The sequence below is a fragment of the Micromonospora sp. LA-10 genome, assembly GCF_051853095.1.
Taxonomy (GTDB): Bacteria; Actinomycetota; Actinomycetes; order Mycobacteriales; family Micromonosporaceae; genus Micromonospora; species Micromonospora echinospora_A.
Map to the genome: position 1 here is coordinate 3,606,319 of NZ_CP195710.1, position 25,455 is coordinate 3,631,773.

General features: G+C 74.0%; 23 protein-coding genes and 1 pseudogene. 10 read left to right on the forward strand and 14 right to left on the reverse strand.

Annotation, left to right across the window (positions count from 1 at the left end; genetic code table 11):
* Positions 1-11 precede the first annotated feature (11 nt).
* Together ACSDG8_RS17060 and ACSDG8_RS17065 are read left to right on the forward strand one after the other, a co-directional pair.
* Positions 12-542 carry a SigE family RNA polymerase sigma factor gene (locus tag ACSDG8_RS17060; RefSeq protein ID WP_210895559.1) on the forward strand — a complete coding sequence of 177 codons (531 nt, stop codon included), beginning with the start codon at positions 12-14 and terminating at the stop codon, positions 540-542.
* A complete protein-coding gene (locus ACSDG8_RS17065; protein WP_210895558.1) occupies positions 539-1,732 on the forward strand; it encodes a hypothetical protein in 1,194 nt (397 codons plus the stop codon). The genes ACSDG8_RS17060 and ACSDG8_RS17065 overlap by 4 nt, the downstream gene beginning before the upstream one ends.
* 72 nt (positions 1,733-1,804) lie before the next feature.
* Here ACSDG8_RS17065 and ACSDG8_RS17070 read toward each other — a convergent pair whose 3' ends face one another.
* The 4 genes from ACSDG8_RS17070 to ACSDG8_RS17085 all read right to left on the reverse strand — a co-directional run bounded on the left by ACSDG8_RS17070 (position 1,805) and on the right by ACSDG8_RS17085 (position 6,257).
* The gene (locus ACSDG8_RS17070) at positions 1,805-2,707 is read right to left on the reverse strand and encodes a sulfurtransferase (RefSeq protein ID WP_210895557.1); all 903 of its coding nucleotides are present in this window, start codon (positions 2,705-2,707) and stop codon (positions 1,805-1,807) included.
* Positions 2,708-2,828: 121 nt separating this feature from the next.
* On the reverse strand, positions 2,829-4,928 hold the full coding sequence (locus ACSDG8_RS17075) for a hypothetical protein (RefSeq protein WP_210895556.1): 2,100 nt from the start codon (positions 4,926-4,928) through the stop codon (positions 2,829-2,831).
* 157 nt (positions 4,929-5,085) lie between these two features.
* Positions 5,086-5,532, reverse strand: a complete 447-nt coding sequence (locus ACSDG8_RS17080; protein ID WP_210895555.1) for a hypothetical protein — start codon at positions 5,530-5,532, stop codon at positions 5,086-5,088.
* A gap of 2 nt (positions 5,533-5,534) precedes the next feature.
* Positions 5,535-6,257 carry an SGNH/GDSL hydrolase family protein gene (locus tag ACSDG8_RS17085; RefSeq protein WP_247678849.1) on the reverse strand — a complete coding sequence of 241 codons (723 nt, stop codon included), beginning with the start codon at positions 6,255-6,257 and terminating at the stop codon, positions 5,535-5,537.
* A gap of 301 nt (positions 6,258-6,558) precedes the next feature.
* Here ACSDG8_RS17085 and ACSDG8_RS17090 point away from each other — a divergent pair, with 301 nt between their 5' ends.
* Positions 6,559-8,037: a hypothetical protein gene (locus ACSDG8_RS17090; protein ID WP_210895553.1), complete on the forward strand. Its 1,479-nt coding sequence runs from the start codon at positions 6,559-6,561 to the stop codon at positions 8,035-8,037.
* Positions 8,038-8,056: 19 nt separating this feature from the next.
* Positions 8,057-9,460: a PQQ-like beta-propeller repeat protein gene (locus ACSDG8_RS17095; protein WP_210942630.1), complete on the forward strand. Its 1,404-nt coding sequence runs from the start codon at positions 8,057-8,059 to the stop codon at positions 9,458-9,460.
* Here the strand turns inward: ACSDG8_RS17095 and ACSDG8_RS17100 are convergent.
* The 6 genes and pseudogenes from ACSDG8_RS17100 to ACSDG8_RS17125 all read right to left on the reverse strand — a co-directional run bounded on the left by ACSDG8_RS17100 (position 9,444) and on the right by ACSDG8_RS17125 (position 13,093).
* On the reverse strand, positions 9,444-10,625 hold the full coding sequence (locus tag ACSDG8_RS17100) for a TolB family protein (RefSeq protein WP_439427040.1): 1,182 nt from the start codon (positions 10,623-10,625) through the stop codon (positions 9,444-9,446). The two genes, ACSDG8_RS17095 and ACSDG8_RS17100, sit on opposite strands and share 17 nt — an antisense overlap.
* Positions 10,622-11,152 (reverse strand): SigE family RNA polymerase sigma factor, encoded by a 531-nt coding sequence (locus tag ACSDG8_RS17105; protein WP_210895550.1) that lies wholly within the window; start codon positions 11,150-11,152, stop codon positions 10,622-10,624. Before ACSDG8_RS17105 ends, ACSDG8_RS17100 begins: the two co-directional genes overlap by 4 nt.
* Before the next feature lie 115 nt (positions 11,153-11,267).
* Positions 11,268-11,783: a putative immunity protein gene (locus ACSDG8_RS17110; protein WP_210895549.1), complete on the reverse strand. Its 516-nt coding sequence runs from the start codon at positions 11,781-11,783 to the stop codon at positions 11,268-11,270.
* Positions 11,780-12,325, reverse strand: a complete 546-nt coding sequence (locus ACSDG8_RS17115; protein WP_210895548.1) for a putative immunity protein — start codon at positions 12,323-12,325, stop codon at positions 11,780-11,782. The genes ACSDG8_RS17110 and ACSDG8_RS17115 overlap by 4 nt, the downstream gene beginning before the upstream one ends.
* A pseudogene (locus ACSDG8_RS17120) lies at positions 12,322-12,585 on the reverse strand (hypothetical protein); the annotation flags it as partial. The gene ACSDG8_RS17115 and the pseudogene ACSDG8_RS17120, both read right to left, overlap by 4 nt.
* Positions 12,586-12,715: 130 nt before the next feature.
* Complete coding sequence (locus ACSDG8_RS17125) at positions 12,716-13,093, reverse strand: VOC family protein (protein WP_210895547.1); 378 nt, start codon at positions 13,091-13,093, stop codon at positions 12,716-12,718.
* A gap of 173 nt (positions 13,094-13,266) precedes the next feature.
* Between ACSDG8_RS17125 and ACSDG8_RS17130 the strand changes: the two genes are divergently transcribed.
* The 4 genes from ACSDG8_RS17130 (at position 13,267) to ACSDG8_RS17145 (ending at position 16,670) form a co-directional block, all read left to right on the forward strand.
* The gene (locus ACSDG8_RS17130; RefSeq protein WP_210895546.1) at positions 13,267-15,036 is read left to right on the forward strand and encodes a proline--tRNA ligase; all 1,770 of its coding nucleotides are present in this window, start codon (positions 13,267-13,269) and stop codon (positions 15,034-15,036) included.
* Between the two features lie 54 nt (positions 15,037-15,090).
* Complete coding sequence (locus ACSDG8_RS17135; RefSeq protein WP_116503040.1) at positions 15,091-15,510, forward strand: CBS domain-containing protein; 420 nt, start codon at positions 15,091-15,093, stop codon at positions 15,508-15,510.
* A gap of 81 nt (positions 15,511-15,591) precedes the next feature.
* Positions 15,592-16,017, forward strand: coding sequence for a SufE family protein (locus ACSDG8_RS17140; protein WP_210895545.1), 426 nt, complete (start codon positions 15,592-15,594; stop codon positions 16,015-16,017).
* Between the two features lie 20 nt (positions 16,018-16,037).
* Positions 16,038-16,670 carry a DsbA family oxidoreductase gene (locus ACSDG8_RS17145; protein ID WP_210895544.1) on the forward strand — a complete coding sequence of 211 codons (633 nt, stop codon included), beginning with the start codon at positions 16,038-16,040 and terminating at the stop codon, positions 16,668-16,670.
* A gap of 36 nt (positions 16,671-16,706) precedes the next feature.
* Here the strand turns inward: ACSDG8_RS17145 and ACSDG8_RS17150 are convergent, their stop codons facing one another.
* The 4 genes from ACSDG8_RS17150 to ACSDG8_RS17165 form a co-directional block, all read right to left on the reverse strand.
* The gene (locus tag ACSDG8_RS17150; RefSeq protein WP_174534678.1) at positions 16,707-17,255 is read right to left on the reverse strand and encodes a YbaK/EbsC family protein; all 549 of its coding nucleotides are present in this window, start codon (positions 17,253-17,255) and stop codon (positions 16,707-16,709) included.
* A 65-nt stretch (positions 17,256-17,320) separates the two neighbouring features.
* Positions 17,321-17,518 carry a hypothetical protein gene (locus tag ACSDG8_RS17155; protein ID WP_043327658.1) on the reverse strand — a complete coding sequence of 66 codons (198 nt, stop codon included), beginning with the start codon at positions 17,516-17,518 and terminating at the stop codon, positions 17,321-17,323.
* Between the two features lie 36 nt (positions 17,519-17,554).
* Positions 17,555-18,334, reverse strand: a complete 780-nt coding sequence (locus ACSDG8_RS17160; protein WP_210895543.1) for an SDR family oxidoreductase — start codon at positions 18,332-18,334, stop codon at positions 17,555-17,557.
* A 253-nt stretch (positions 18,335-18,587) separates the two neighbouring features.
* A complete protein-coding gene (locus ACSDG8_RS17165) occupies positions 18,588-19,964 on the reverse strand; it encodes an MFS transporter (protein WP_210895542.1) in 1,377 nt (458 codons plus the stop codon).
* Between the two features lie 195 nt (positions 19,965-20,159).
* Here ACSDG8_RS17165 and ACSDG8_RS17170 point away from each other — a divergent pair, with 195 nt between their 5' ends.
* Entirely contained in the window at positions 20,160-24,674 is a 4,515-nt protein-coding gene (locus tag ACSDG8_RS17170) for an HAD-IC family P-type ATPase (protein ID WP_439427041.1), read from the forward strand.
* Positions 24,664-25,452, forward strand: coding sequence for an MBL fold metallo-hydrolase (locus tag ACSDG8_RS17175; protein WP_210895540.1), 789 nt, complete (start codon positions 24,664-24,666; stop codon positions 25,450-25,452). The genes ACSDG8_RS17170 and ACSDG8_RS17175 overlap by 11 nt, the downstream gene beginning before the upstream one ends.
* Positions 25,453-25,455: the final 3 nt, after the last annotated feature.

The following is a 25,455-nucleotide window of genomic DNA, read 5'->3' on the forward strand; positions in this document are numbered from 1 at the left end:
GGAGGAGCCGGATGGGGCGTGACGCGGACGACGGGCGGGCCGACTACCTCGCCTTCGTCGAGTCGCACCAGCACCGGCTGCTGCGCGCCGCGTACCTGATCTGCGGAAACCGGCACCAGGCCGAGGACCTGCTCCAGGACGCGCTGCTCAAGCTGGCGCTGCGCTGGCCGTCGGTGCGCGACGGCGACCCGGCCGCGTACGTGCGCGCCATCCTCTACCGCGACGCCGTCTCCTGGTGGCGGCGCCGGCGGCGGGAGTGGCTCAGCGCGTACCCGCCGGACCGGCCGGGTGCGGACGCCGACCCCGCGTTGCGGCTCACCGTGCGCGCCGCGCTGGACCGGCTGCCACCACGCCAGCGGGCCGTCGTCGTGCTGCGCTACTTCGAGGACCTGACCGAGGCGGCCACCGCCGAGGCGCTCGGCATCACAGTCGGCACCGTCAAGAGCCAATGCCACGACGCGCTGCGCCGGCTTCGAGACGTGGTGCCCGCCCTCGGCGGATCCGGCGACGGCCTGGCCGCCGGAAGGGAGGTGAACCAGTGAACGAGACGGAGCTGGCACGCCTGCTGACCCGGGCCACCGAGGAGATCCGCCCGACCCGGCCGGCCGCCGCCGGATGGGAACGGGCCGGCCGGGTCCGTCGTGCCCGCCGGGCCGCCGCGGCCGCAGCCGTCGCTGTGGTCCTGGTCGGCGGCGGTACGACAGCGCTCCTGCACCGGTCCGGTCCGCCCCCTGCCGCACCGCCCCGCCCGGCGGTGACCTCGGCCCCGAACGCGCCGGTCGTGCAGCGGCCCCCGGACCGGCTCGGCGAGGCGGGCGACCCGCTCGGCCGGCTCGGCGACCGGGTCGGCGCCGCCCTCTCCGCCCGCCCGGTGAGCCGGGCGCTGGCGCTGTACCAGCCGGTCGACCCGGCGACCGGCGAGGCGGGCACGGTCCGGGTGCTGGGTGACGACGGCATCGTCCGGGAACTCGACGTGGTCACGCTCGCGCCCACCCGCGACGCCGGAGGCAACGAGGCGACGGCCCTCAAGCCGGGCAGCCTGTCACCGGACGGCCGGACCGCCGCGTTCGCACAGACCGGTGAAGTGGTGGTGGTCGACCTGACCGACGTCGGGGTCCGCCGCTACCCGCTCGCCGGCTACCTGGAGCACGTGCTCTGGGCCGGTGACCGGCTGATCGTCGGGGACAACGACACCGCGTACGAGCTGGACCGGCGCACCGGAGCGACGCGGAAGCTGACTGTCGACCCCTGGACGCTCGTCGTACCCGAGCCGGACCGGTCCGGCGACCTGCTCACAGTGGGCGGCTGGTCCGGGGACGGCGGCCTGGCCGTACGCCGGTTCCCCGCCTCCGGCGGCGCGCCGGACCGGCGGCCGGTGACCACCGGGGAGCTTCCCCCCGGCTACCGCCTGGACGAGGTCTACGGGCGGGGCTGGCAGCGCGGCGACCGGATCGGCCAGGCCGGATGGACCACCACCGTGGGCCCCGCCGGCACGATGAGTGGCGCCGAGGGCGTGGCGGTGCTGGACGCCCGCACCGGCGCGGTGACCCGACTGCTCGACCTGGGCCGGGAGGACCGGGCCAAGGGGTGCTGCGAGGTGTACGGCTGGACCGCCGACGGCGAACTGCTGTTCCGCTACGACGCCGGGCTGGCCCGGTGGCGACCGGAGACCGGCGCTGTCGACCTGGTCGCGGGCAACGTGCCCGGCAGCCTGTCGATCGCCGCCCGCTGACCGGCCCGGGCCGGCGCGGACGAACGGAACCGGCCGGCCCCACCGTGACGACGGCGGGACCGGCCGGGACGGTCAGCGGGTCAGGCCGCCGGGCTGGTCGCCCTTGACGACGGGGGCCCGCACCAGGTTGCCCCACTCGGTCCACGAGCCGTCGTAGTTGCGCACCTGCGGGAAGCCGAGCAGGTGGTGCAGCACGAACCAGGTGTGGCTGGACCGCTCGCCGATCCGGCAGTACGCCACCACGTCGTCGGACGGGCTCAGCCCCAGCTGGTCGGCGTAGATGGCACGCAGCTCGTCGGCGGACTTGAACGTGCCGTCGTCGTTCGCGGCGGACTTCCACGGCTTGCTCACCGCGCCCGGGATGTGCCCGCCGCGCAGCGCGCCCTCCTGCGGGTAGTCCGGCATGTGCAGCATCTCGCCGGTGTACTCACCGGGCGAACGCACGTCCACCAGCGGCCGCCCCGCCTCCACGTGCGCCATGACCTGCTCCCGGTACGCGCGGATCGGCGCGTCGTTGCGCTCCGGCACCGGGTACGTGGCGCGGGGCCGGCTCACCTTGTCCCGGGTCAGCTCCCGTCCCTCGGCGACCCACTTCTGCCGGCCGCCGTCGAGCAGCCGTACGTCCTGGTGACCGAAGAGCGAGAAGACCCAGAGGGCGTACGCGGCCCACCAGTTGAAGTTGTCGCCGTAGAAGACGACAGTGTCGTCCCGACCGATGCCCTTGGCCGCGCACATCTCGGCGAAGCTCGCGGCGTCCAGGTAGTCGCGGGTGACCTGGTCGTTCAGTTCGGTGTGCCAGTCGACCTTGACGGCGCCGGGGATGTGACCGGTGTCGTAGAGGAGCACGTCCTCGTCGGACTCGACGACCACGAGCCCTTCGTCGCCCAGGTGCTCGGCCAGCCATTCGGTGGTGACCAGGCGCTGCGGGTCGGCGTACGACTGGAAATCAGGATGCGGATCGCTCGGCACAGGCATGATCCCCAAGGTACGCCGGATCTCGGGCCGCGGATGTGACACCGGCCCCACCGCCTCGGAAAGGTGGTGGGGCCGGTGCGGTCAGGCCGCTGCTGCTGTGCGGCTACTTCGCCGACTGGACCTACGGTGCGTCGTTCACAAGGAACGTCCAGACCTGCTCGGGCGAGCGGGTGCCGTCCGCGGTGACCCCGACGACAGTAAGCGTGTGCGTCCCGCCCTCGGTGGGCGTCCAGCTCACCGTCGCCCGGTTGCCGGTCTCGACGCGCTGCTCGGCGCCGTCGTCGAACCGGTAGAGGAAGGCCACCGTCGTGGTGAGTTGCGACGTGAACCGGAACTCGCCCGGCTGGCCCGGACCACCCATGGGCACGTCCGTCCGGTACGGGTCGGCGGAGACGGCGGGACGCAGGTCCCGCACCCGGAAGGACAAGGTCGCCGGCTCGGACACGGTGCCGTCCCCGCTCACGCTCCGCACGACCAGGTTGATCGCGCCCGCCTCGGTCGGCGCCCAGGTGACCGACGCGGTGCCGTCGGGCTTGGCGGCCACCACCTGCTGGTCCTCGCCGGTGAACTGGTAGCGGTAGCTGACCGTGTCGGGCAGGCGGGGGGTGAAGGTGAAGACGCCCGGAACACCCTGCCCTCCGCTGGGGACGGGCAGGTAGACGGTGGCCGAGATCTTCGGCGCGGTCGGCAGGGTGAACTGCCGGCTGCTGGTGGCCTCCACGCCGTCGGCCGTGACGCTGGTGACGGTGAGGGTGCGGGAGCCGCCCCGGGTCGCGGTGACGGTGATCGCGGCGGAGCCGTCCGCCGCGGCGTCCACCGTCTGCTCGGGTTCGCCGTCGAGGGCGTAGCGGTAGCGCACCACGCCGTCCATCTGCGGACGCAGCTGGAACGTGGCAGGCACCCCGATCTCGCTCAGCCGTCCCTCGACGATCGGCGCCACGTCCGTGGCGCGGAACGTGTACTCGGTGGTCGCCGAGCGGTTGCCGAGCGCGTCCAGGCTCCACACCCGCAGGGTGTTCGGGCCGCTGTCCGGGGTGAGCGTGACGGTGGCCGAACCGCCCGTCCGGTCCGCGTCGACCGTCTTCTCGACGCCGGAGTCCAACGAGTAGCCGTACCGCACCACGTCGGCCGCGCCGTTTGCGGTGAAGGTGAACTCGCCGGGCAGAGCCGGGTGCCACTCGTCGTTGTCGGGGAAGTCGGTCGACGTCACGACGGGCGGCGTGGCCGGCCCGCGGACGTCGAGGCGGAAGTAGCAGACCGGGCTCCACTCGCCGGTGGCCCGGCTGTCCGCCGCCCGCATCTGCCAGGCGTACGTCCGATCGTGCTCGAACGGCGACGGATAGATGTTGTCGTAGCGGCCGACGGCCCGCTCGCCGTCGCGCGCGTAGTCCGTCTGCTCGATCCGCGCCTCCGGCTCGTCGACCGGCCAGGCCGCGAAGGAGACGGTGAGCTGGTCCGTGCCGCCGCTGTCGTTGCGGTCCCGGTCGTGCACCACCCCGGACGGGACGGGGTAGCGGATCACCTGGTACGGCTCGGCGGTGGTGCACGCCGTGCCGGTCTCGCTCCGCAGGTCGGTCGGCACGCCGGGGCGGAAGTTGTAGTCGATCGAGATGCCGACCTTGGTGGCGTACTTTCGGGCCAGCGCCGGGTCCCGCTCGGCGTCGGCGGGCAGCCGCAGCGAGAGGGTCAGCGTCGACCGGCCCTCGGCGAGCGCCTGGCGCAGCCCTTCGACCGCGTCGAACTCCACCCGGGGCGCCGGGCAGACGGTCTGGTCGGTGAGCTGGCGGCTGTCGACCAGTCCCAGGTCGGCCGGGGGGTTCCGCCAGTTCGACTGGGCGGTGTAGGCGGCGGTACGCCGCAGCTCGACCACGGGACGCCTGGTGCAGTCGCCGCCTGCCGTCTCCTTCACGTCGAGGACGGCCGACTGGATGTCCGCTCCCCGGTAGCGGGAGATGTCGAACGTGAAGTAGGCGCGCGACGTGTGCGGGCGGCCCTTCGCGTCCTTCCAGGTGCCGACCGGCATGTCGCCGGGCCGGTCGACGTTGATCGTGGTGGGCGAGTGCGAGTCGGTCCAGGCCCACGAGGTGTTCGTCTCGTAGCGGATGTCGTACGCGGCTGCCGGCGCCGCGGTGGCGGCCACCGTTCCGGCCGCGACCAAGATCGACAGCGCGGCGGCGAGCATGCCTCGCCGACCGGTTCGACCTGGATTTCTGTCAGGCATGAGGGTCATCCCTCATCCACCTTTCCCCGATTTTGCCCCGTGCTCGATCGACGGGGGTAGCGGATGCTATCCAGTCGGGCGGACATCGGGCGATCCCGATAAGCGGCCGACCGGACACATCGGACGATCGGCGGTGAGGTCCAGCCGTCCGGCGGGGTCAGGCGCGGCGGTGCACCAGGCGCCCGGCGACCACCGTGGCCAGGCAGGCGCCGTCCGGGCCGAACACGGCGAGGTCGGCCCGCCCGCCGGCGACCAGCGCGGGCGGCCGGGCGGTTGGCAGCACCGCCACGTCGTTGCGGGCGGCGGCGGCCCGCAGCGCCGGATCGGCCACGTGCTCCTCGACCACAGCGGCGACGCCGAGCCGAAACAGCGCGTGCACCCGCTCGCGCGGCGTGGGCGCCGGGGGCAGCGGGCCGTCGTGCACGAGCGCCGGCCCGAGCGTGCCGGCCCACCGCCGCACCCGCACCCGGGGGTACGCGCCGGACAGCTCGGCGGCCGGCACGATCGCCTCGACCCGGTCACCGGCGACCACCACCGCCAGCCCGGCGCGGGGTGGGTCGTCGAGTGTCAGCCGCAGCAGGTCGGCGGCGTGGACAGTCCGCACGCTCAGTCGAAGTCGACCGGCCTGAGCACCGGACGCTTCGCGGTAATGAAGTCGCCGGAGGAGCGCCCGGTCAGCCGGCGCCTGATCCACGGCGCCAGGTGCTTGCCGGCCCAGCGCAGGTCGGCGGCGCGCGCCGCGAGCCACGGGCTGGGCGCCGGGTGCGGCGGCACCAGCAGCCACTCCTCGTCGCAGCCGACACCGAGCGCGGTGAGCACCTGCGCGGCGACCCGGCGGTGGCCCTCCGCGGACAGGTGAATCCGGTCGGTGCTCCAGAGCAGCGGGTTGAGGTAGGTGTCGTCGGCGAACAGGTCGACCAGGATCGCGCCGTGCCGTTCGGCCACCTCGCCGACCACCCGGTTGAGCAGTGCCACGCGCGGGGCCATCATCCGCTGGCCGGGCAGCCGGGACATCACGTCGGCGAACCGGAACAGCACCACGTCGCTGCCGCCGGATCGCAGCCGCTGCACGACCGCGTCGAAGCGGGGGACGAACGCGTCCGGGTCGAAGCTGCGGCGCAGCACGTCGTTGCCGCCGGCCGCGAAGCTGATCAGGTCGGGCTTCATGGCCAGCGCGGACGGCACCTGCTCGGCCACCACGTTCGGGAACAGCCGCCCCCGGATGGCCAGGTTGGCGTACCCGAAGTCGGGCCCGGCCTCGACAGCCAGGCGGGTGGCGACCAGATCGGCCCAGCCGCGGTAGCTGCCGTCCGGATACGCGTCGTCCATGCCCTCGGTGAAGCTGTCGCCCACCGCCACGTAGCTGCGCCAGCGCACGGCGCCTCCCTCAGACGTCCCGGCAGAAGTGCGTCGCACAGTCTGTCACCGCGCGGGCCGCTCCCGCTGGCCCTGGCGGCCGGACGTGGCGGATGTCTCGACGTCCTGTTCGCTACAGCCACCCCCGGGACAAAAGCCCCGACAAGACAGGGCGGGGCAGAATCCGTCGTACAGACCGGGGATGATGTTTGCCGTCATCCCGCCGGGCGGAACCGTCCGGCTGGTCCCGCACCCGGCACGAGTGAGGAACCACATGACGCACCCACCGGCGGCAGGTTGGCCACCGCCCGGCAACGCCGACCCCCGGTACGGCGCACCACCGCCGCCCGCGCAGCCGGCGCCGTGGGGGCCGCCGCCCCCGGCGCCGAAGTCCCGCCGAGGGCTCTGGATCGGGCTCGCTGCCGGCGCGCTCGCGCTGGCGGTCTGCGCCGGCACGGCGGTCGGCGTCGGGCTGAGCCTGCGCGGCGACGACGAGGACGGATCGGCCCCGAAGGCGGCAGCCGGCGCGAACGGCGTCACCGTCACCGATGCCGAGCTGAACGCCCTGCTCGACCGGCACAGCCAGGCGCTGGCGGCGAAGGACCTGGACGGCTACCTGGCCGCGTTCGACCCGGCCCGCAAGGAGCTGATCGCCGGGCAGACCCAGCTGTTCCGCAACCTGGGCAAGTTGCCGCTGTCGGTGGCCCGCTACGAGACGATCGAGAAGCAGGGCCGCGTCAGCGACGCCTTCGGGCAGGGCGTCACGTTCCAGCTCGACGTCTCCTTCGTGCACCAGCTCGACGGCTTCGACATAGCGCCGGTCGCCGAGTGGTACCGGTGGACGATCGTCCGCGCCGGCAAGGACGCGCCGATCCAGGTCACCGCCGTCACCGGCGCGCCGGCCGGCGGCAACGGCGATTCGACAACCGTCTACTACCCCGGGCCGTGGGACAAGTGGCGGGAGATCCATGTCGAGCAGACCCCGTTCGCCCTGATCATCACCGATGCGGCCCGGGCCGACGTGGCGAGGCGGTACGCCCCGGCCGTCGACAAGGCGGTGACGGGCAACCTGGCCGTGTGGCGGGCCAACGCGCCGCCCGAGCCGGTGTCGGACAAGTTCGTCGTCACGCTCGCCGCCGGCAAGGACGAGATGACCTCGCTCTACCGGATCGGCACCGAGAAGGCCACCGAGGCGGGCTACTCGGTGGGCATGGTCGCCGCCGAGCGCAAGGACGGCAAGGCCACGATCGGCGGCACCCGCATCGTGGTGGACACCAGAGATCGTTACTTCACCCGTTCCGGCGGCGACAACGACGCCCACATGGTGTTGCAGCACGAGATCGCGCACTCGCTGATGACGCCCCGCACCGACCCGGCTGCCGTGGACGAGTTCAGCAAGCTCGACGAGTGGGTGGTGGAGGGCTTCGCCGAGTACATCGCCTTCCACGGCCGCCCGCTGGCCGCCAGCGAGCGCACCGCGCCGGCCCGCCAGTTGATCCGCAACGGCTGGAACGGCACGCTGCCCAGCAACGGCGACTGGCAGAAGAGCGGCCTGCTGACCTTCCACTACTGGCTCGGGCACACCGCGATGATCCACATCGCCGATAAGCACGGTGAGCCGAAGCTGTTCCGCTTCGTCGAGGCGGTCTACGCCGGCACCCCGACCGACCGCGCCGCCCGGGACGTGCTCGGCGTGTCGCTCGACGAGTTCCAGGCCGGCTGGGCCGACTACGTCCGCGACCTGGACGGCTGACGGAAACGGGAGACGACCGATGACGTATCAGCACCAGCAGTACCCGCCGCCCGCGTACCCACCGGCGGGCCCGCCGGGTCCGGTCGGTGCGCCGCCGGCGGCGCCGAAGCGGCGCGGGCGCGTCGCGTTGCTGGTGGCCGGCGGGCTGGTGGCCGTGCTCGCGGTCGCGGCCGGCACCGCCTACGGCGTGTCCCGGCTGGTCGGCGGCGGTGACGACGACGGGAAGAAGCTGCGTACCGCCTGGGTGCTCGACTTCCCGGAGCTGCAACGCAACGGGCTGAAGACGTACGACGGGCAGGACATGTTCGGCGCCTGGCTGGTCGGCGACGCGGTGGTCCGGGCGCAGCCGGACGGGATCATCGCCTACCGGCTCGGCGACGGCGGCCAGGCGTGGGGCGTGCCCGCGCCGCAGGCCGCCTCGCTGTGCGCGGCCGCGCAGACCCTCGCCGAAGGGCGGGGTGTGGTGGCGCTCGGTTCGGCCGACTCGTGCGACACGCTCGTCGGGTTCGACGCGGCCGGTGGCACGCAGACGTGGCGGGTGACGTTCCCTGTCGAACGCCGGACGGGCCGATCCGAGACCGTCGCCCCCGACCTGTCGGTGACCGCCGGGCAGGTGGTCGTCCGCAGCGGCGAGAGCGTCCTCGGCTACTCGCTGGCCGACGGCAAGCGGCTGTGGCAGACCGACGCCGACCGGCTGCTGCCCGGCCGCGACTGCCGCCTGACCGACGCGCAGGCCGCCGGGGACCAGGCCGTCATCACCACGCTCTGCGACGGCGACCGGGGGGCGCTGCTCGGCCTGGACCCGGCCACCGGCAAGCCGCGCTGGAAGCAGGACCTGCCCGCCGCGCAGCAGAGCGACGGGGTGCTCAGCGTCGACCCGCTGGTCAGCCGGCCCGGCCTGAGCACCGAGACGTTCGTCGCGCGCGACGCCACCGGCAAGGCGCGGGCCACGTTCGGCAACCCCGTCGACGGTACGCGGTTCAGCGACCTGCCGGTCAACCGTTCCAACACGGTGAGCGGGCCGCAGATCCGGCCGTACCTGGCCGACGCGGACACGCTCTACCTGCCGACCGAGTCCTCTCCGGTGAGCGACAAGATGCGCCAGGCCAACCAGGTGGTGGCGATCGACCTGGCCACCGGGAAGCGGCGCTGGGTGTCGGCCGGGCACACCGGCAGCGAGGTGGAACTCGTCCGTCTCGACGAGCAGGGCCTGCTGGCCTGGGAGGTGGGCGACCGGCGGGATCTCGCCCCGCGGCTGGTCCGGATCGATCCGGCCACCGGGAAGGTGAGCGTGGTGGCCGAGGCGCCGCTGTCGGCCGGCACCGAGGGCAGCGACGCGAAAGTCCTGGAGCGCGACGGCACCGTGGTGCTGGTGCCGTGGAAGCACGTCACCGCGGACGCGGCGATCACGGTCCTGCGCTGACGATCTGCATGTCCCGCAGCGCCGACGGCTCCGCCCGCTCCGTGATCTTCCTGCCGGTCGCGTCCACCAGTACCACCACGTAGCGGTCACCGCTGCGGACCCGGATCACCATCGACCCGTCCGGCTGGAAGAAGACCTGCCGCAGTTGACGTCCCTCCAGCGGCAGCGACACCTCCTTGCCGGTCCCGGTGTCGAGCACGGCGTTGACGAGAAGCTCTCGTGCCGCGTCCCCGTACGTGCCGTTCCGGTCGATCCGCAGGAGCGCGACCCGCCGGCCGTCCGGGGAGAGACTGGACAGGTCGAAGGAGACGTACCGGCTGCCCTTGGCGCCCAGGCCCGGCACCGTCCGTCGCGTCTTGCCGTTCCGGTCGGTGAGGACGATCGTGCCGTCGGAGCCGTCGGCGAACGCCAGCGTCCCGTCCGCGGCGAACACGGCGTGACAGCCGTCGAGGCCCGTCACCGTCGTAAACTTCCCGGACGAGGTGTCGAGCACGCCGGTGTCCGGGTCGCCGCCGCCGGCGGCGGTCAGACGCACGACGAGCTGTTCCGAGTTCGGCAGCCAGACGGGTGACCAGCACAGGTCGTCGACGCCGTCACGGAGCTTGCGCCGCCCCGAACCGTCGAGGGCCGACACCCACACCGCGCCTGTCGTCTCGACCCAGGCCACCCTCTTTCCGTCCGGTGACACCGAGACGTTGACCTGCGCCGGCCCGTACGGCAGACCGAGCAGGCGGACCGGGGCGTCGCCCGGTCGCCAGGACTGAAGCCGGACGGTGCTCGTCAGGGACGGGGCGTTCGCCAGGTCGGCCGGGCCGTAGACGAGCCGCCCGAAGGTCACGTCGCCGCCCGGCCCCCCGCCGGTGGTTTCGCTGGGACTGGTCGACGGCGTGCTCGACGGCTCGGCGGACGGGGTCGGAGTGGTCTCGACCGGCGGGGCGGTGACCGTCACCGACGGCCCGGCCGGCACCGGCGCCTGGCTGTTCGGCCGGATCGCCAGTGCCGTTCCGGTCGCGGCGGCCAGCACCACCAGCACGGCGGCAGACGTGGCGGCGGCCCGCTGGATGCCGAGCCGCCGCGAGGTACGCAGTGCCCGGTCCCGCAGGTCGACCGGGGTGACCTCCTCGGCCAGGTCGGCCAGGTCGAAACGCAGTCGGTCCTGGTTCATCGGGCGGTTCCTTCCGTGACGTACAGCTCGGCGAGCTCCGGTGCCACGCTGCGCAGCTTCGCCAGCGCCTTCGAGGTCTGGCTCTTGACGGTGCCGACCGTCACGCCGAGCAGGTCGGCGGCCTCGGTCTCGGTGCGGTCCTCGAAGAACCGCAGGACCAGCACGGCCCGCTGTTTGGGAGAGAGCCGGGTCAGCGCGGCCCGGAGGGTCAGCCGGAGCGTGGTCTGCTGGGCGTGGTCGGGGGCCGAGTCGCCTCCGCGCGGCTCGGGCATGTCGCCCGGCATCGACTCGGCCACCCGGCGGCGTCGCCACCAGGAGACCTGCAGGTGGTACATCACCTTCCGGGTGTACGCCTCCGCGTTGCCGGTCTCGTGCAACCGGTTCCAGGCACGGTGCGTACGGGCCAGGGCGGACTGGACGAGATCCTCGGCCAGATGCTGGTCGCCGGTCAGCAGGTAGGCGGAGCGCAGCAGCGCGGGCGTGCGAGTTCGGACGAACAGGTCGAACTCAGTCAGGAGAAGATCCACACGAGCCGGTCCTTGGGGTCAGGTGGTGCATCAGCGTGACGCCTTCCGAGACGCCACCCGCCCACGCCATGGTTGCCGCCGCCCGTGGCACTTTCCCGACAGGGCCCGGCCGGCGTCAGCAGTCGAAGACCGACCAGCAGATGTCGTTGCGCAGCCGCTGGTCGTCCAGGACCAGCTCACGGATCTCGGCCGGGAGCTGATCGCGCTGCCACCGGCACTCGGCCCGCCCGGCCGCCTCGCGAAGGTCGGTGGGCGCCGCCGCGCGTACCGCCTTGATCGCGTACGCGGCCGCGCCGAGTTCGTGCGCGGCGACGTGCGCCACGACGGCGGCCTGACCGGCGGCGTACGCGGCGTTGCGGGCCGCCCCGCGCAGGTCCCGGGCCGCGCCCATGGCGTGCCCCCCGGCCGCACGCGCCTGCATCATCCTGACCTCGCCCCGCACCCAGGCCCGGGCGTGCTCGATCGCCTCGCGCGGACGACTGTCGTCCGGCCGGACCGCCTCGAACAGGCCGAGGACGTGCTCGGCGCAGGTGGCGGCCCAGAGCGCCAGCAGATGGTGGTGCTCGTCGGTGAGCGTCCCGCCCCGGCGGATCGTGGTGAACCGGAGATCGCGGACCTTCGGCAGGATCACGACGCTGCCTCGCCGTGGCGCAGGTCGTGGTCCAGTGTGCTCATCAGCCGGGCCACCCGGCTGCCGCCGCCGGTCAGCGGCGGATAGCGGCGCAGCACGTCGACCAGCACGGGCGTGGCGAGCTGCCGATACCGGTCCAGCACTGCCATGCCGACGGTCTCGTCGCCGCCGGATTCCAGTTCGGCGACGCGCGCGGCGTTCGCGGCGGCCCGCAGGATGTGGCCGACCTGGGTGGCTTTCGCGATGGGGTGCAGGTACGCGGCCGCGGCGGCGTCACCGGCAGCCCGGGCAGCCAGGCGTGCGGACTCGGTGGGCGCGGACCGGGCGGCCCGGTGCGCGTCGAGGGACGTGACCCGCTGGAGTTTCGTGCGGGCGGCACCGCGCGCGAACGTCCAGGCGGCGTCGATCGCCGCGCGGGGACGCGGATCGTCCGGAACCGTCCGCTCGTAGACCGGGAGGACGTCCTCCGCGTGCCGGACCGCGTACCGCGCCACCTCGCGCAACTCGTCCATCGTCAGGTCGAAGTCCCCAGGCGCTGTCATGTCGCGGGCATCGTATCGGTGACGCCCCGCCGGTACGGGCCCCAGCCGACGAACCTCTCGAACAGCTCGCGCGGCGTCGGCCCGTCGTGCGGGTTGAGGCGGAACAGGTCGTGGGTGGCCTCGTGGTAGAGCCCGGACAGGTAGACGGCCAGGTCGACGGGGTGGTCCGCGTACTCGGCCTTGAGCAGCAGGCGCGCCTGCGCACAGGGCCACGGCGCGCCGCAGGCACGGCAGAGCCAGAGCGGCCGGATCGGCAGGTGGGCTCGCCGAGCCAGGCGAACCAGCTCTGCGGGTTCGTGCCGTACGAGTGCAACGCCATGCGAGCGGTCAGGTTGCCCGTCGTCGTCGCGTACTGGCCGGCCGCACGGGCCGACGGCGTGGCGCCGCCGGTCACGAAAGGTAGAAGCAGAACGGGTGACCGTCCGGGTCGAGGAGCACCCGGACGTCGTCCTGCGGCTGGAAGTCGGGCAGCGTCGCGCCCACCGACACCGCGTACGCCACGGCCGCCTCCAGGTCGTCGACCTTGATGTCCAGGTGGACCGACATCTGCTGGTCACCGGGACCGGCCGGCCACACGGGCCGCACGTAGGCCGACTCGTCCTGGAACGCCAGCCAGTGGCCGCCCTCCGGCGGGGCGAGGACGACCCACTCGGGTTCCTCCTCGCGCCGGGTCCAGCCGAGCAGTCGCTCGTAGAACGCGGCCAGGTCCTCTGCGGACGGCGCGTCCAGCACCGTGGTCGTCAGCTTCATCACCGGTCGCTCACTCATGCCGCATTCCTACCCGGCCCCCGCGACATTTACCGGACCGTCCACGCCATCTCGGCGGGGTGGCGGTATCGACACCAGTCGCATGCCGCCACCTCGCCGAGCTGGCGACGATCGGTCCTCCCGGACACCGAAAGGGGTCGCCCGGTCGTCCGCTCGCGCCATAGGCTGCGGCAATGCTGCTGCGCATGTCGACCCTGCTGCTCCGGACCCTGCGCGAGGATCCGGCCGACGCGGAGGTCCCGAGCCATCGGCTGCTGCTGCGCGCCGGTTACGTCCGCCGGGCCGCGCCGGGCGGCTACACCTGGCTGCCGCTGGGCACGCTCGTGCTGGAGCGGATCACCGCGATCGTGCGGGACGAGATGACCGCGATCGGCGACCAGGAGGTGCACTTCCCGGCGCTGCTCCCGGCCGAGCCGTACCGGACCAGCGGGCGGTGGACCGAGTACGGGGACGACATCTTCACGCTCGCCGACCGCAAGGGTGCCGACCACCTGCTCGCGCCGACCCACGAGGAGTTGGCCGCGCTGCTGGTGAAGGACTTGTTCACCTCGTACCGGGACTTCCCGGTGACGCTGTTCCAGATCCAGACGAAGTTCCGCGACGAGGCCCGTCCCCGGGCCGGTCTGCTGCGCGGGCGCGAATTCCTGATGAAGGACGCCTACTCGTTCGACCTGGACGACGCCGGGCTCCAGGCGGCGTACGACCGGCACCGAGCCGCCTACGAGCGCGTGTTCACCCAGCTCGGGCTGGACTTCACCACTGTCCACGCGATGTCGGGCGCGATGGGTGGGTCCGCGTCGGAGGAGTTCCTGGCCGCCACGCCGGTCGGTGAGGACACGTTCGTCGGCTGCACCGCCTGCGACTACGCGGCGAACACCGAGGCGGTGGTGACCCGCGCCCCGGCCGCCGGTGACCCCGACGCGCACCCGCCCGCCGAGGCGCACGACACCCCGGAGACGCCCACCATCGCGGCCCTGGTCGAGCTGGCCGAGGCCCGGAAGCTGGGCGGGCGCACCGGCTGGACCGCCGCCGACACGTTGAAGAACGTGGTCCTCAGCGTCCGCCGGCCCGGCGCCGAGCGGGCCGAACCGCTGGTGATCGGCCTGCCCGGCGACCGCGAGGTCGACCTCAAGCGGGTCGAGGCGGTGCTGGCCCCGGCCACCGTGGCGGTCTTCGAGGACTGGGACGCCCACCCGGAGCTGGTCCGCGGCTACATCGGGCCGCAGATTATGGCCAAGCACGGCATCCGCTACCTGGTCGACCCGCGCGTGGTGCCCGGCACCGCCTGGCTGACCGGCGCGAACGAGCCGGGCCGGCACGCCACCGACGTGGTGTGCGGGCGCGACTTCGTACCGGACGGCACGATCGAAGCCGCCGAGGTGCGCCCCGGCGACCCCTGCCCGGCCTGCGACGGCGGCGAGCTGACCATCCGGCGGGGCATCGAGGTCGGGCACATCTTCCAGCTCGGACGCCGGTACACCGACGCGTTCGCGGTCGACGTGCTCGGCCCGGAGGGCAAGCCGGTCCGGCCCACGATGGGCTGCTACGGCATCGGCGTGTCCCGGGCGGTCGCGGCGGTGGCCGAGCAGCACCACGACGACCGGGGGCTGGTCTGGCCCGCGGCGGTCGCACCGTGCGACGTACATCTGGTTGCCGCCGGGAAGGGGCCGCAGCTCGACGCGGCACTCGACCTCGGCGGGCGCCTCGCCGCCGCCGGCCTGCGCGTGCTCGTCGACGACCGCACCCACGTCTCCGCCGGGGTGAAGTTCACCGACGCCGAGCTGATCGGCGTCCCGCGCGCCGTCGTGGTCGGCCGCCGCCTGGCCGACGGGTACGTGGAGCTGCGCGACCGGGCCAGCGGCGAACGGACCGAGGTGCCGGTGGAGGACATCGTGGAGCGTCTGCGCGACGAGGTACGCGCGACGCGCCACGACGGGGTGTAGCGAACGCGGCACCGGGTACCGCAGACGGATCGACCGAAGTGTTCGGAGGCTCTCATGTACCGCGTCAGTGATGTGATGACCAGGCAGGTGATCTACCTCCCGGCGGAGACCCCGCTGGACGAGGCGGCCCGGGTGATGAAGGAGTCGGACATCGGCGACGTGGTGGTGACCGACGGCGCCACCCTCGCCGGCATGCTGACCGACCGCGACATCGTGGTGCGGGCGGTGGCCGAACGCGCCGACCCGGGCACCACCACGATCGGCTCGATCATCACCCGTGAGGTGGTCATGATCGAGCAGCACTGCACGGCGAACGAGGCGGCGGCGCTGATGCGCGAGCGCAACATCCGGCGCGTGCTGGTCTGCGACAACGACCGCAAGCTCGTCGGCATCGTCTCCCTCGGTGACCTCGCCATGCAGCTCGACCCCCAGTCGGCGCTCAGCGACATCAGTGAGGCCGCGCCGAACGCGTGAGGGCGGGGGCCCCGCTGACGTGACGCGGGGCACCGCCACCACCGTCGCGTGACGGTGCGCAGCGGCGGATAGCCTCGACTCATGCCCGAGATGCCGACCAAGCTGGCCGAGATCGTGGACGAGTTCGCCGCCGCACCGCGCGACGTCGTGCTGGAGATGCTGCTGGAGTTCGCCGACGTGATCCCGCCCCTGCCCGAGGGTGTGAACCGGGCCGAGCTGGAGCAGGTCCCCGAGTGCCAGACCGCGTTCTTCCTGCGTGCCGAGGTGAACGCGGACAAGACGGTGAGCACCGTCTTCGACTGCCCGCCGGAGGCGCCCACCACCCGCGCGTTCGCCGGCATCCTCGCCGAAGGGCTGGCCGGGGCGAGCGCCGAGGAGGTGCTGGCCGTGCCGGACGATCTCTACCAGCGCATGGGCCTGGCCCAGGCGATCAGCCCGCTGCGGGTACGCGGCGGCACCGCCATCCTGGCCCGGCTCAAGCGCCAGGTCCGGGAACAGATCGCCTGACCGGCGGGTTGTCGCTGGTCATGGACATCGAGATCTACGCCGACGTGGTCTGCCCCTGGTGCTGGATCGGCAAGCGCCGACTCGAACAGGCCCTGGAGGCGTACGACGGCGACGTGACGGTGCGGTTCCGGCCGTTCCAGCTGGACCCGACGCCGGTCACCGAACCGAAGCCGCTGCTGGAGGCGCTGGGCGACAAGTTCGGCGGGCGGGACAAGGCCGAGGGCATGGCCGCGCACGTCACCGGCGTCGCCGCGGGCGCGGGTCTGGACCTGCGGTTCGACCGGGCGGTGGCGGCGAACACGTTCGACGCGCACCGGCTGGTGCGTTTCGCCACCGAGCAGGGCCGCTCCGCCGAGATGGTCGAGCGGCTGTACCGGGCCCACTTCCACGACGGCGTCGACGTCGGTTCGATCGACGCGCTCGTCACGCTGGCCGGCGAGGCCGGTCTGGACGAGACCGAGGCGCGGCAGTACCTGGAGTCGAATCTCGGCCGCCGGGAGGTCGCCGCCGACCTGAGCGCCGCGCACCAGCTCGGCGTCTCCAGCGTGCCGACGTTCGTGCTGGCCGGGAAGTACGCGGTCACCGGCGCCCAGGAGCCGGAGACGCTGCTCGCCGCGTTGCGCGAGGTGGCGCAGCGCGAAGCGGCAGCCTGATGTTTCACGTGGAACAAGATCGATGCGGATGAGGACCTAGGCCGGCCTGGCCAGGTCCTCCACCACCCTCGCCCCGGGCAGGGCGCCGAGCGCCGGCCCGGGCAGGGCGATCTTGCTGTGCCGTACGCCCGAACCGATGATCACGTGCGGCGTGGCGATCACCCGGGAGTCGACGAGGATCGGCCAGTCCGCCGGCAGACCGATCGGCGTGATGCCGCCGTACTCCATGCCGCTCAACTCGACCGCCTCGGCCATCGGCGCGAAGCTCGCCTTGCGCACGTCGAGCAGCTTGCGGACCACGCCGTTCACGTCGGCGCGGGTGGTGGCGAGCACGACGCAGGCCGCGTACCGGGTCTCGCCGCCGCGCTTGCCGGCGACCACCACGCAGTTGGCCGACTCCTCCAGCCCCACCTGGTACGCCTCGCAGAACGCGGCGGTGTCGGCCAGGTCGGCGTCGATCGGGGCGACGAGTACGTCGTCCACGTCCACCGGAGCCCCGGCGGGCCACTCCTGCAGCGCCGCGGCGACCGGCGGGGCGAGCAGGTCGAGCCGTGCCCGGGCCGGCTCCGTCTTCAGCGTCCCCATCATGTCGCGATCCTCGCACCCGCCCCGCGGATCGACCCTCCGGACCCCGCCCCCGCCCCCGCCCCTCAGTTGGGATTGCTGAGGAACGCGTTCTCCTGCGCGAAGTCGCGGTTCTCGGCGGTGGTGAGCTGCCGGCGGCGCAGCACCTCGGGACGGTTCGCCTCGGCGTCCTCGATGCCGTGCCGGACCCCGACCCGGATCACGCCGTAGAGGAAGACGAAACCGAAGACGTAGAGGAGCACTGTGGCGACGAAGACCAGCATGCGGTCACCGTAGGCCGGTGCGGACCCGACCGTTTCTCATCTTCCGCCGGTTCCCCCGTACGTGTCCGCGAGGTAGTCGGCCCAGGTCCGGGTGCCGGTCGGCGTGGCGCTCGTGGTGAGTCCACCCCCGCGCAACTCCCGCCCGAGCCGGCCGGGAATCCGGACCGGCAGCAGCGGCCGGCGCTTCCGGCGCGCCGCGAGCCAGGTGCGGACCGCCTCGTCGTAGCGCAGCACCTCCGGCCCGCCGAAGTCCTCGACCCGATGCGACGGCCCGGCGAGCAACATCACCGCCAGCCGGTCCGCCACGTCGACCGGGTCGACCGGCTGGGCGAGTACCGCCCGGTCCCCGATCACCGGGCCGAGGCGGCTCGCGCCTTTCAGCAGGCCCGCCAGGAACTCCGGGAACTGGGTCGCGCGCAGCACGCTCCACGGCACCGACCCGGCGGCCACCACCTCTTCGGCCGCGAGCTTGTGCCGGTAGTAGGCGATCGGCACCCGGTCGACGCCGACGATCGAGACGTACACCAGGTGACGGACCCCGGCGTGGGCGGCGGCCACCGTCAGCCGGCGGGTGCCGAGCACGTCGACCTCATGGGTACGCCGCTGCGGCGACGACGCCAGGTGCAGCACCGCGTCCACCCCGGCGACCGCCTCCGCCAGCCCGGCGCCGGTGGCCAGGTCGGCGGCCACCCACTCGACCCCGTCGCCGGTGCGGGGCCGGCGGCTGACCGCCCGGAGCGTGAAGCCCTCGTCCCGCAGCCGGGGCACCGCCACCCGCCCGAGCCGCCCGGTCGCCCCGGTCACCAGCACCCGCATCGCCACTCCTCCCACCCACGCGCAGCCGCCACACCGCGGCTCCACGGTGGGACGGGACGCCGACCCGGATCGTGACAGCAACCCGCTCGACGGCACCCCACCCGATCCTGCGCCACCCGACGGCCCTCCCGACCCGGATCGCTCCACCCCAGCCTGCAGATGTCGACCAAGGAGTTCGTGTCGTACGGCGGCCCGTCGCCTGACACAAACTCCTTGATCAACGAGCAGAGGCGGTGAGGGGCGAGGGCGGTGGTCAGGGGGTGGGGCGGGGTGACACGCGGCCGGCCAGCGCCAGGCCGAGCAGGCCGCAGGCGGCCGCGACGGCCAGTGTGGTCGCGTAGCTGGCCGGGCCGGGTGACGAACCGGCGGCCAGGACCGCGCCGGTCAACGCCAGCACGGTGGCGGCGGCGATCGAGTCGCCCAGTTGCAGCGCCGAGCTGTTGCGGCCCTGCTCGGCCGGGGCGGACTGCTCCAGGGTGAGTACCGACAGCGACGGATAGAGCAGGCCCATGCCGAGCCCGGCCACGGCCCAGGAGAACACCGCCGGCAGCACCGGCAGCCCGGGCAGCAGCGCCGACGCGACGCCCGCCGTGCCGAGCGCGATGCAGGCCAGGCCGGCCCGGGGCAGGCTGGCGGCCGAGCGGGGTGAGCCGATCCGGCCCTGAATCCACGAGCCCGCCGACCAGGACACCGCACCGACCGTCAGCACCAGCCCGGCGCCGGTGGGCGAGAAGCCGCGCTCCCGCGACAGCATCAGCGGGATCACCACCTCGGCCGCGACGAACGCCGCCGAGGCCAGCGCGCGCAGGCCGATCACCGTCGGCAGGCCACGCGCCGCGCGCAGGGACCCGGACGGCAGCAGACGCGGCACGCAGGCGAACAACCCGGCCAGCGCCGTCCCGATCAGGGCGGCGGCGAGCACGCCGCGCTGCTGCCCCCCGTAGTGCAGCAGTGCGGCGCTCGCCCCCGCCCCGCAGGCCCAGCCGATGCGGGCCAGCGCGCCCGCGGGCGGCCGGGTCGGCACGGTGCCGGCCAGCGCCTTCAACCCCGGCTGGATCAGCAGCGCCGCCGGAATCGCCACCGCCGGTACCGCGAGGAACACCCATCGCCAGCCCAGGTGTTCCACGATCAGGCCGGCCAGGGCCGGGCCGACCAGCGACGGCACCACCCAGGCCGCGGCGAACGCGGCGAAGATCCGCCGCCGCAACTGCTCCGGGTACGCCTGACCGACGACCACGTAGAGCGCCACCGAGACCAGCCCGGAACCGAAGCCCTGCACCACCCGCCCGACGACCAGCACCTCCATGGTGGTGGCGGAGCCGGCCACCACCAGTCCGGCGACGAACCAGGCGACGCCGTGCCACATCGCCGGCCGTGGTCCGCGCGCGTCGCACCAGATGCCGGAGGCGACCATCGCCACCACGCCGGAGGCGAACGGGCCGCCGAACGCCAGCGCGTACAGGCCCAGCCCGTCCAGGCTGCGGGCCACCGTCGGCATGGCGGTGCCCACCGCGAGCGCCTCGAACGCGAGCAGGGACACCAGGGCGACGCTGCCCACCGTCATCGCCCGCAGGCGCGGCGACCACAGGTCGACGGGGGGATCAGCCGGGACGGCGGTGGTGCTGGTCATGGGTCACAGCCTCGGACCTCACCCCGGGTTGAGGTCAACTGTGGCCCCCGTCTCGTTCGGCGGGAGCGCGAACTTCTGCCGTCCGGGTGGCATAACGGACGCCGCGCCGGGAAGTCGGGCCGCCGGGACGAGACCGGGAGGCGAGATGGCGTACGGCTGTGACACCTTCAACCGACTGACCGGCCGTACGACTCGATGACCTCGCTGGGACGCTTCGCCGGCCTCCTGCTGGCGCCGACGGCCGTGCCGGAAGCCGCCGCGCGCGTCGCGCGTACCGTCGGGTCGGCCCTGCCCGCCGACGCCGTGCCCGCCAAGGTCACCGAGGTCGCGGGAAGCGTCGGTACGGCGGCCGCCCGGCTGGCCCGGCTCACCGGTCTGACCAGCCGACGGGTGTGGTCCCAGGACGGCCGCCACCACATCGAGGTGCACGGCGTCTGCCAGGACGGCGGCGACCGGCTGGCCCGTCAGGTCGAGGCGGCGCTGGAGTCGATGCCGGGGGTGGACTGGGCGCGGGTGAACGCGCCGTCCGGCCGGGTGGTGGTGGCGACCGGGGAACCGGCGCCGAAACTGCGCGACCTGATCGCCACGGTGGCCCGCGTCGAGCGGACCTGCCCGTACGAGCCGGACCCGGAGATCGAACCGCCGCAGCCGCCCGAGGACGGCCCGCGCACCGCCCGTACCTTCGGCGCGCTGCTGTCCGACGTGCTCGGGCTGGGCATCTCCGCCGCCACCCGGGTGCTGCCGCTCACTCCCGTTCCCGCCGAGGTGGCCGGTCTGCTGGGTGCCATCGACCTGCATCCGAAGCTGCACGCCCTGGCCGGGTTGGGCATCCGCGCCGACCCGCGCGCCGAGGTGCTGTTCCCGCTGGCCGAGGCGGTGGTGCAGGGCCTGACCGGCGGCTGGGCCGGGATCGTGCTCGACGGCGCGCAGCGCGTGGTCCAGTGGGGTGAGGGCGCCGCGCAACTGACCGCGTGGCGGCGGGCCGAGCCGCACCTGACCGGTGACCCGGAACGGGCTGTGGCCCGGGTGCCGAACGGCGAGCGGCCGTGCCCGGTGCCGGACGGGCAGCCGGAGCGCTACGCCAAGCGGGTGCTTCCCGCCGGCGCGGTCGCCGGGGCGGCGGCGCTGCCGGTGCTGGGACCCAAGCGGGCCGCCGCGCTGGCGCTCTCCTCGCTGCCCAAGGCGCCCGGCTCCGGCCGCGAAGGGTACGGCGCACAGCTGGGCCGGATGCTCGCCCGGCGCGGTGTGATCGCCATGGACCGCAGCGTGCTGCGTGAGCTGGACCGGATCGACACGGTGGTGCTGGACGCGGCGGTGCTCGGCTCGGACCGGGGCGTGCTGGCCGACCTGGCGCCGCTGGCCGGTGCCGACACCGGTCAGGTCGCCGGGCGGGCGTTCGCGCTGTTCGACCCGGCCGAGCCGGACGCGGTACGCGCCGCCGACGGCTGGCGGATCGGCCCGCTGGACCGTCTCGGCGCCGAGGATCCCGGCGACACCCCGGACAGCGAGCGGCTGCGCGCCGACGGCGGGCACCTGCTCGGGCTGGCCGCTGACGGCCGGCTCGCCGCCGTACTGCGGGTCGAGCCGGAACCCGCGCCGGGGGTGGACGCGCTCGCGTCGGCCGCCCGTCAGGCGGGCCTGCGGCTCGTGGTCGCGGGCGACGACGACGGCCGGTACGACTTCGCCGACCTGCTCGTCCCGGGTGGTGCCCGGCTCGCCGACGCGGTGCACGACCTGCAACGCGAGGGCGCGGTGGTGATGGTGGTCTCCGGCGAGCGGTCGGCGCTCGCCGCGTCCGACTGCGGCCTCGGCGTGTACGGCCCGGACGACCTGCCCCCGTGGGGCGCGCACCTGCTGGTCGGCGACGACCTGCGGGTGCCGGCGCTGCTCGTCGACGCCGCCGGGGTGGCCCGCCGGATGACCGAGCAGAACGTCCGGATCGCCATGGCCGGCGCCGGGCTCGGCGCGCTCGGCGCGTTCACCGCCGACCGCCGGCGGCTGCCCCGACCGACGCTCGCCGCGGTGAACGGCGCGGCGGCGCTCGCGTTCGCACACGGCGTGTTCCGGGCGCACCGGCTGCCGGACCGCGCCGGCACGCCGGCGCCCGCGCTCAGCGCCTGGCATCTCATGCCGGTGGAGACCGTCCTCGACCAGCTCGACACCGATCCGTCCGGGCTGACCGAGGGCGAGGCGACCCGTCGGCGGCGCGTCGAGGTCGGCGACGACCACGGTCCGGCCGGGTTGCTCCGCTCGTTCGTCGAGGAGCTGTCCAACCCGCTCACCCCGGTGCTGGCCGCCGGGGCGGTGCTCTCCGCCGCGTTCGGTTCGCTTGTCGACGCCGCGCTGGTCGGCGGCGTGGTGGGCGGTTCCGCGCTGGTCGGCGCGGTGCACCAGCGCAACACCGAACGGTCGCTGGCCGAGTTGCTGTCCCGCTCGGCGGTCACCGCCCGGGTGCTGCGTGACGGCGCGGAACGGGTCGTGCCCGCCGAGGAGCTGGTACGCGGCGACGTGATCACGGTCAGCTCGGGGGACGCCGTACCGGCCGACTGCCGGGTGCTGACGAGCGACGGGCTGGAGGCGGACGAGTCGTCACTGACCGGTGAGTCGCTGCCGGTGGCGAAGAACCCGGACCCGGTGGTCGCGGCGGCCATCGCCGAACGGCACTCGATGCTGTTCGAGGGCACCACTGTCGCCGCCGGCCACGGCACCGCTGTGGTGGTCGCGACCGGCGCGGAGACCGAGGCCGGGCGGAGCCTCGCCATGGCCCGGCAGGCCCCGCCCGCCAGTGGGGTGGAGGCGCGGCTGGGCAAGTTGACGAGCAGCGCCGTACCGCTGGCGGCCGCCTCGGCGATCGCGGTCGCAGGTGCGGGGCTGCTTCGGGGCGTACCCCTGGCCGAGACGGCGGCGACCGCCGCGAACCTGGCCGTCGCGTCGGTGCCGGAGGGGTTGCCGTTCCTGGTCAGCGCCGCGCAGCTGGCGGCGGCGCGGCGGCTGGCCGAGCACGGCGCCCTGGTCCGCAACCCGCGGACGATCGAGGCGCTGGGCCGCGTCGACGTGCTCTGCTTCGACAAGACCGGCACGCTGACCGAGGGGAAGTTGCTGCTGGCCGGGGTGGGCGCGGGCGACGACAGGTACGCCCCGGTGGACCAGCTCGACGACGCCCTGCGGTTGACGCTCGCCGCCGCGTTGCGGGCCACCCCGGCCGCGGCCGACCCGGACGAGTTGCCGCAGCAGACCGACCGGGCGGTACGTCGCGGCGCGAACGCCGCCGGGGTGGTCGAGCGAACCGGGGCGGAGGACTGGACCGCTACCGGTGGGCTGCCGTTCGAGCCGTCCCGCGGCTACAGCGCCACTGTCGGGCGCACCGCCGACGGGCTGCTGCTCAGCGTCAAGGGCGCGCCCGAGTCGGTGCTGCCGCGCTGCTCGTCCCGGCGCACCGCCGAGGGCGACCGCCCGCTTGACGCCGCCGGGCGCGAGGAGGTGCAGGCCATGCTGGCCGGGCGGGCCGGCGCCGGGCACCGCATCCTCGCCGTGGCCGAGTGCCCGGTGTCCGACGAGTCGGTCGGCGACGAGCAGGTCGAGGGCCTGATCTTCGTGGGTTTCCTGACCCTGGCCGACGGGGTGCGGGAGAGCGCCCGGCCGGCGGTGGAGCGGATCCGGGCCGCCGGCGTGCACACCGTCATGATCACCGGTGACCATCCGGCCACGGCCGAGGCGATCGCCGCCACGATCAGCCCGGACGACGGCCGCCAGCGTGTCGTCACCGCCACCGACCTGGACCGGCTCGACGACGCCGCGCTCGCCGAACGCCTGATGGCCACCGACGTGGTGGCGCGGTGCACGCCCGCCCACAAGGTACGGATCATCCAGGCGGTGCAGCGCCAGGGCCGGACCGTCGCGATGACGGGTGACGGCGCCAACGACGCCCCGGCGATCCGGCTCGCCGACGTCGGTATCGCGCTCGGTCAACGGGGCACGCCCGCGGCCCGCGCCGCCGCCGACCTGGTGGTCACCGACGACCGGCTGGAGACGATCATCGCCACGCTGGTCGAGGGACGGGCCATGTGGTCGTCCGTGCGGCACGCGCTGAGCATCCTGGTCGGCGGCAACCTCGGCGAGATCGCGTTCAGCGTGCTCAGCGCCGCCGCGACCGGCCGTTCCGCGCTGAACGGCCGGCAACTGCTGCTGGTCAACCTGCTCACCGATCTCGCGCCGGCGCTCGCCATCGCGGTACGCCCGCCGGCCGACGACAGCGCCGACCATCTGCTGCGGGAGGGGCCGGACTCGTCGCTCGGCGTCACCATGACCCGGGAGATCGGGTTGCGCGCGGCGTCGACCACGCTCGGCGCGACGGCCGGCTGGACGATCGCCAGGTGGACCGGCACCCGGCGGCGGGCCGACACCGTCGCGCTGGCGTCCCTGATCGGCACGCAGCTCGGCCAGACCGTGCTGGCCGGCGGCACCAGCCCCAGCGTGCTCGCCGCCACCGCCGCGTCGGTGGGCGCGCTGGTCGTGGTGGTGCAGACGCCGGGCGTCAGCCAGTTCTTCGGCTGCACCCCGATGGGACCCGTGGGCTGGGCCATCGCCACCGGCTCGGCGCTCGGCGCGACGTTCGCCAACGGCACGCTCACCAAGCTGGTGGACCGCATGCCGCAGCCCGGCTCGCATGGGCGTCCCGATCAGGGGTACGGCGAAGGACATGACGCCTGAGGTCACGTTCGTCGGTACGGCCACCACTGTGCTGCGGATCGGCGGCTTCACGCTGCTTACCGACCCGAACTTCCTGCACCGGGGGCAGCGGGCCTACCTGGGTCGGGGCCTGTGGTCGAAGCGGAGCACCGACCCGGCGCTGACCATCCCCGAACTGCCCGCGCTGGACGCGGTGGTCCTGTCGCACCTGCACGGCGACCACTTCGACCGGGTCGCCCGGCGTGGCCTGGACCGGTCGCTGCCGATCCTCACCACGCCGCAGGCGGAACGGAAACTGCGCCGCTGGGGCTTCGGCGCGGCGGAAGGGCTGCCCACGTGGCGCGCGTACGAGCTGCGCCGGGGCGACGAGACGCTGCGGCTGACCGCGCTGCCCGGGCAGCACGGGCCGGGCCTGCTGGACCGCGCGCTCCCGGACGTGATGGGCAGCCTGATCGACCTGGAAGAGGGCGGTGAACGGCGGTTCCGCCTCTACGTCACCGGGGACACGCTGCGTCGCCCGCAGCTCGCCGAGATCCCCGCCCGCTTTCCGGGCATCGACGCCATGCTGATCCACCTCGGCGGCACCCGGATCGCCGGCATCCTGCTCACCATGGACGCCAAGCAGGGCGCCGACGTGGTCGAGCTGATCCGGCCGCGGCTCACCGTGCCGATCCACTACGACGACTACCCGGTGTTCCGCGCCCCGCTGCGGCACTTCGTCGAGGAGGCCCGGCGACGCGGCTTCGCCGGCCAGGTCCGTACCGTCCTCCGGGGCGAGACGGTGCCGCTGACGCCCTGACGG

Excerpts from the sequence above, each read along its gene's own strand:
- ACSDG8_RS17160 (WP_210895543.1), bottom strand. The coding sequence starts at position 18,334 with ATGCGGGTGCTGGTGACCGGGGCGACCGGGCGGCTCGGGCGGGTGGCG.
- ACSDG8_RS17170 (WP_439427041.1), top strand. The coding sequence starts at position 20,160 with ATGACCTCGCTGGGACGCTTCGCCGGCCTCCTGCTGGCGCCGACGGCC.
- ACSDG8_RS17150 (WP_174534678.1), bottom strand. The coding sequence starts at position 17,255 with ATGGGGACGCTGAAGACGGAGCCGGCCCGGGCACGGCTCGACCTGCTC.
- ACSDG8_RS17125 (WP_210895547.1), bottom strand. The coding sequence starts at position 13,093 with ATGAGTGAGCGACCGGTGATGAAGCTGACGACCACGGTGCTGGACGCG.
- ACSDG8_RS17095 (WP_210942630.1), top strand. The coding sequence starts at position 8,057 with ATGACGTATCAGCACCAGCAGTACCCGCCGCCCGCGTACCCACCGGCG.
- ACSDG8_RS17145 (WP_210895544.1), top strand. The coding sequence starts at position 16,038 with ATGGACATCGAGATCTACGCCGACGTGGTCTGCCCCTGGTGCTGGATC.
- ACSDG8_RS17130 (WP_210895546.1), top strand. The coding sequence starts at position 13,267 with ATGCTGCTGCGCATGTCGACCCTGCTGCTCCGGACCCTGCGCGAGGAT.
- ACSDG8_RS17140 (WP_210895545.1), top strand. The coding sequence starts at position 15,592 with ATGCCCGAGATGCCGACCAAGCTGGCCGAGATCGTGGACGAGTTCGCC.
- ACSDG8_RS17060 (WP_210895559.1), top strand. The coding sequence starts at position 12 with ATGGGGCGTGACGCGGACGACGGGCGGGCCGACTACCTCGCCTTCGTC.
- ACSDG8_RS17075 (WP_210895556.1), bottom strand. The coding sequence starts at position 4,928 with ATGCCTGACAGAAATCCAGGTCGAACCGGTCGGCGAGGCATGCTCGCC.
- ACSDG8_RS17175 (WP_210895540.1), top strand. The coding sequence starts at position 24,664 with ATGACGCCTGAGGTCACGTTCGTCGGTACGGCCACCACTGTGCTGCGG.
- ACSDG8_RS17085 (WP_247678849.1), bottom strand. The coding sequence starts at position 6,257 with ATGGACGACGCGTATCCGGACGGCAGCTACCGCGGCTGGGCCGATCTG.
- ACSDG8_RS17100 (WP_439427040.1), bottom strand. The coding sequence starts at position 10,625 with ATGAACCAGGACCGACTGCGTTTCGACCTGGCCGACCTGGCCGAGGAG.
- ACSDG8_RS17135 (WP_116503040.1), top strand. The coding sequence starts at position 15,091 with ATGTACCGCGTCAGTGATGTGATGACCAGGCAGGTGATCTACCTCCCG.
- ACSDG8_RS17070 (WP_210895557.1), bottom strand. The coding sequence starts at position 2,707 with ATGCCTGTGCCGAGCGATCCGCATCCTGATTTCCAGTCGTACGCCGAC.
- ACSDG8_RS17115 (WP_210895548.1), bottom strand. The coding sequence starts at position 12,325 with ATGACAGCGCCTGGGGACTTCGACCTGACGATGGACGAGTTGCGCGAG.
- ACSDG8_RS17165 (WP_210895542.1), bottom strand. The coding sequence starts at position 19,964 with ATGACCAGCACCACCGCCGTCCCGGCTGATCCCCCCGTCGACCTGTGG.
- ACSDG8_RS17090 (WP_210895553.1), top strand. The coding sequence starts at position 6,559 with ATGACGCACCCACCGGCGGCAGGTTGGCCACCGCCCGGCAACGCCGAC.
- ACSDG8_RS17155 (WP_043327658.1), bottom strand. The coding sequence starts at position 17,518 with ATGCTGGTCTTCGTCGCCACAGTGCTCCTCTACGTCTTCGGTTTCGTC.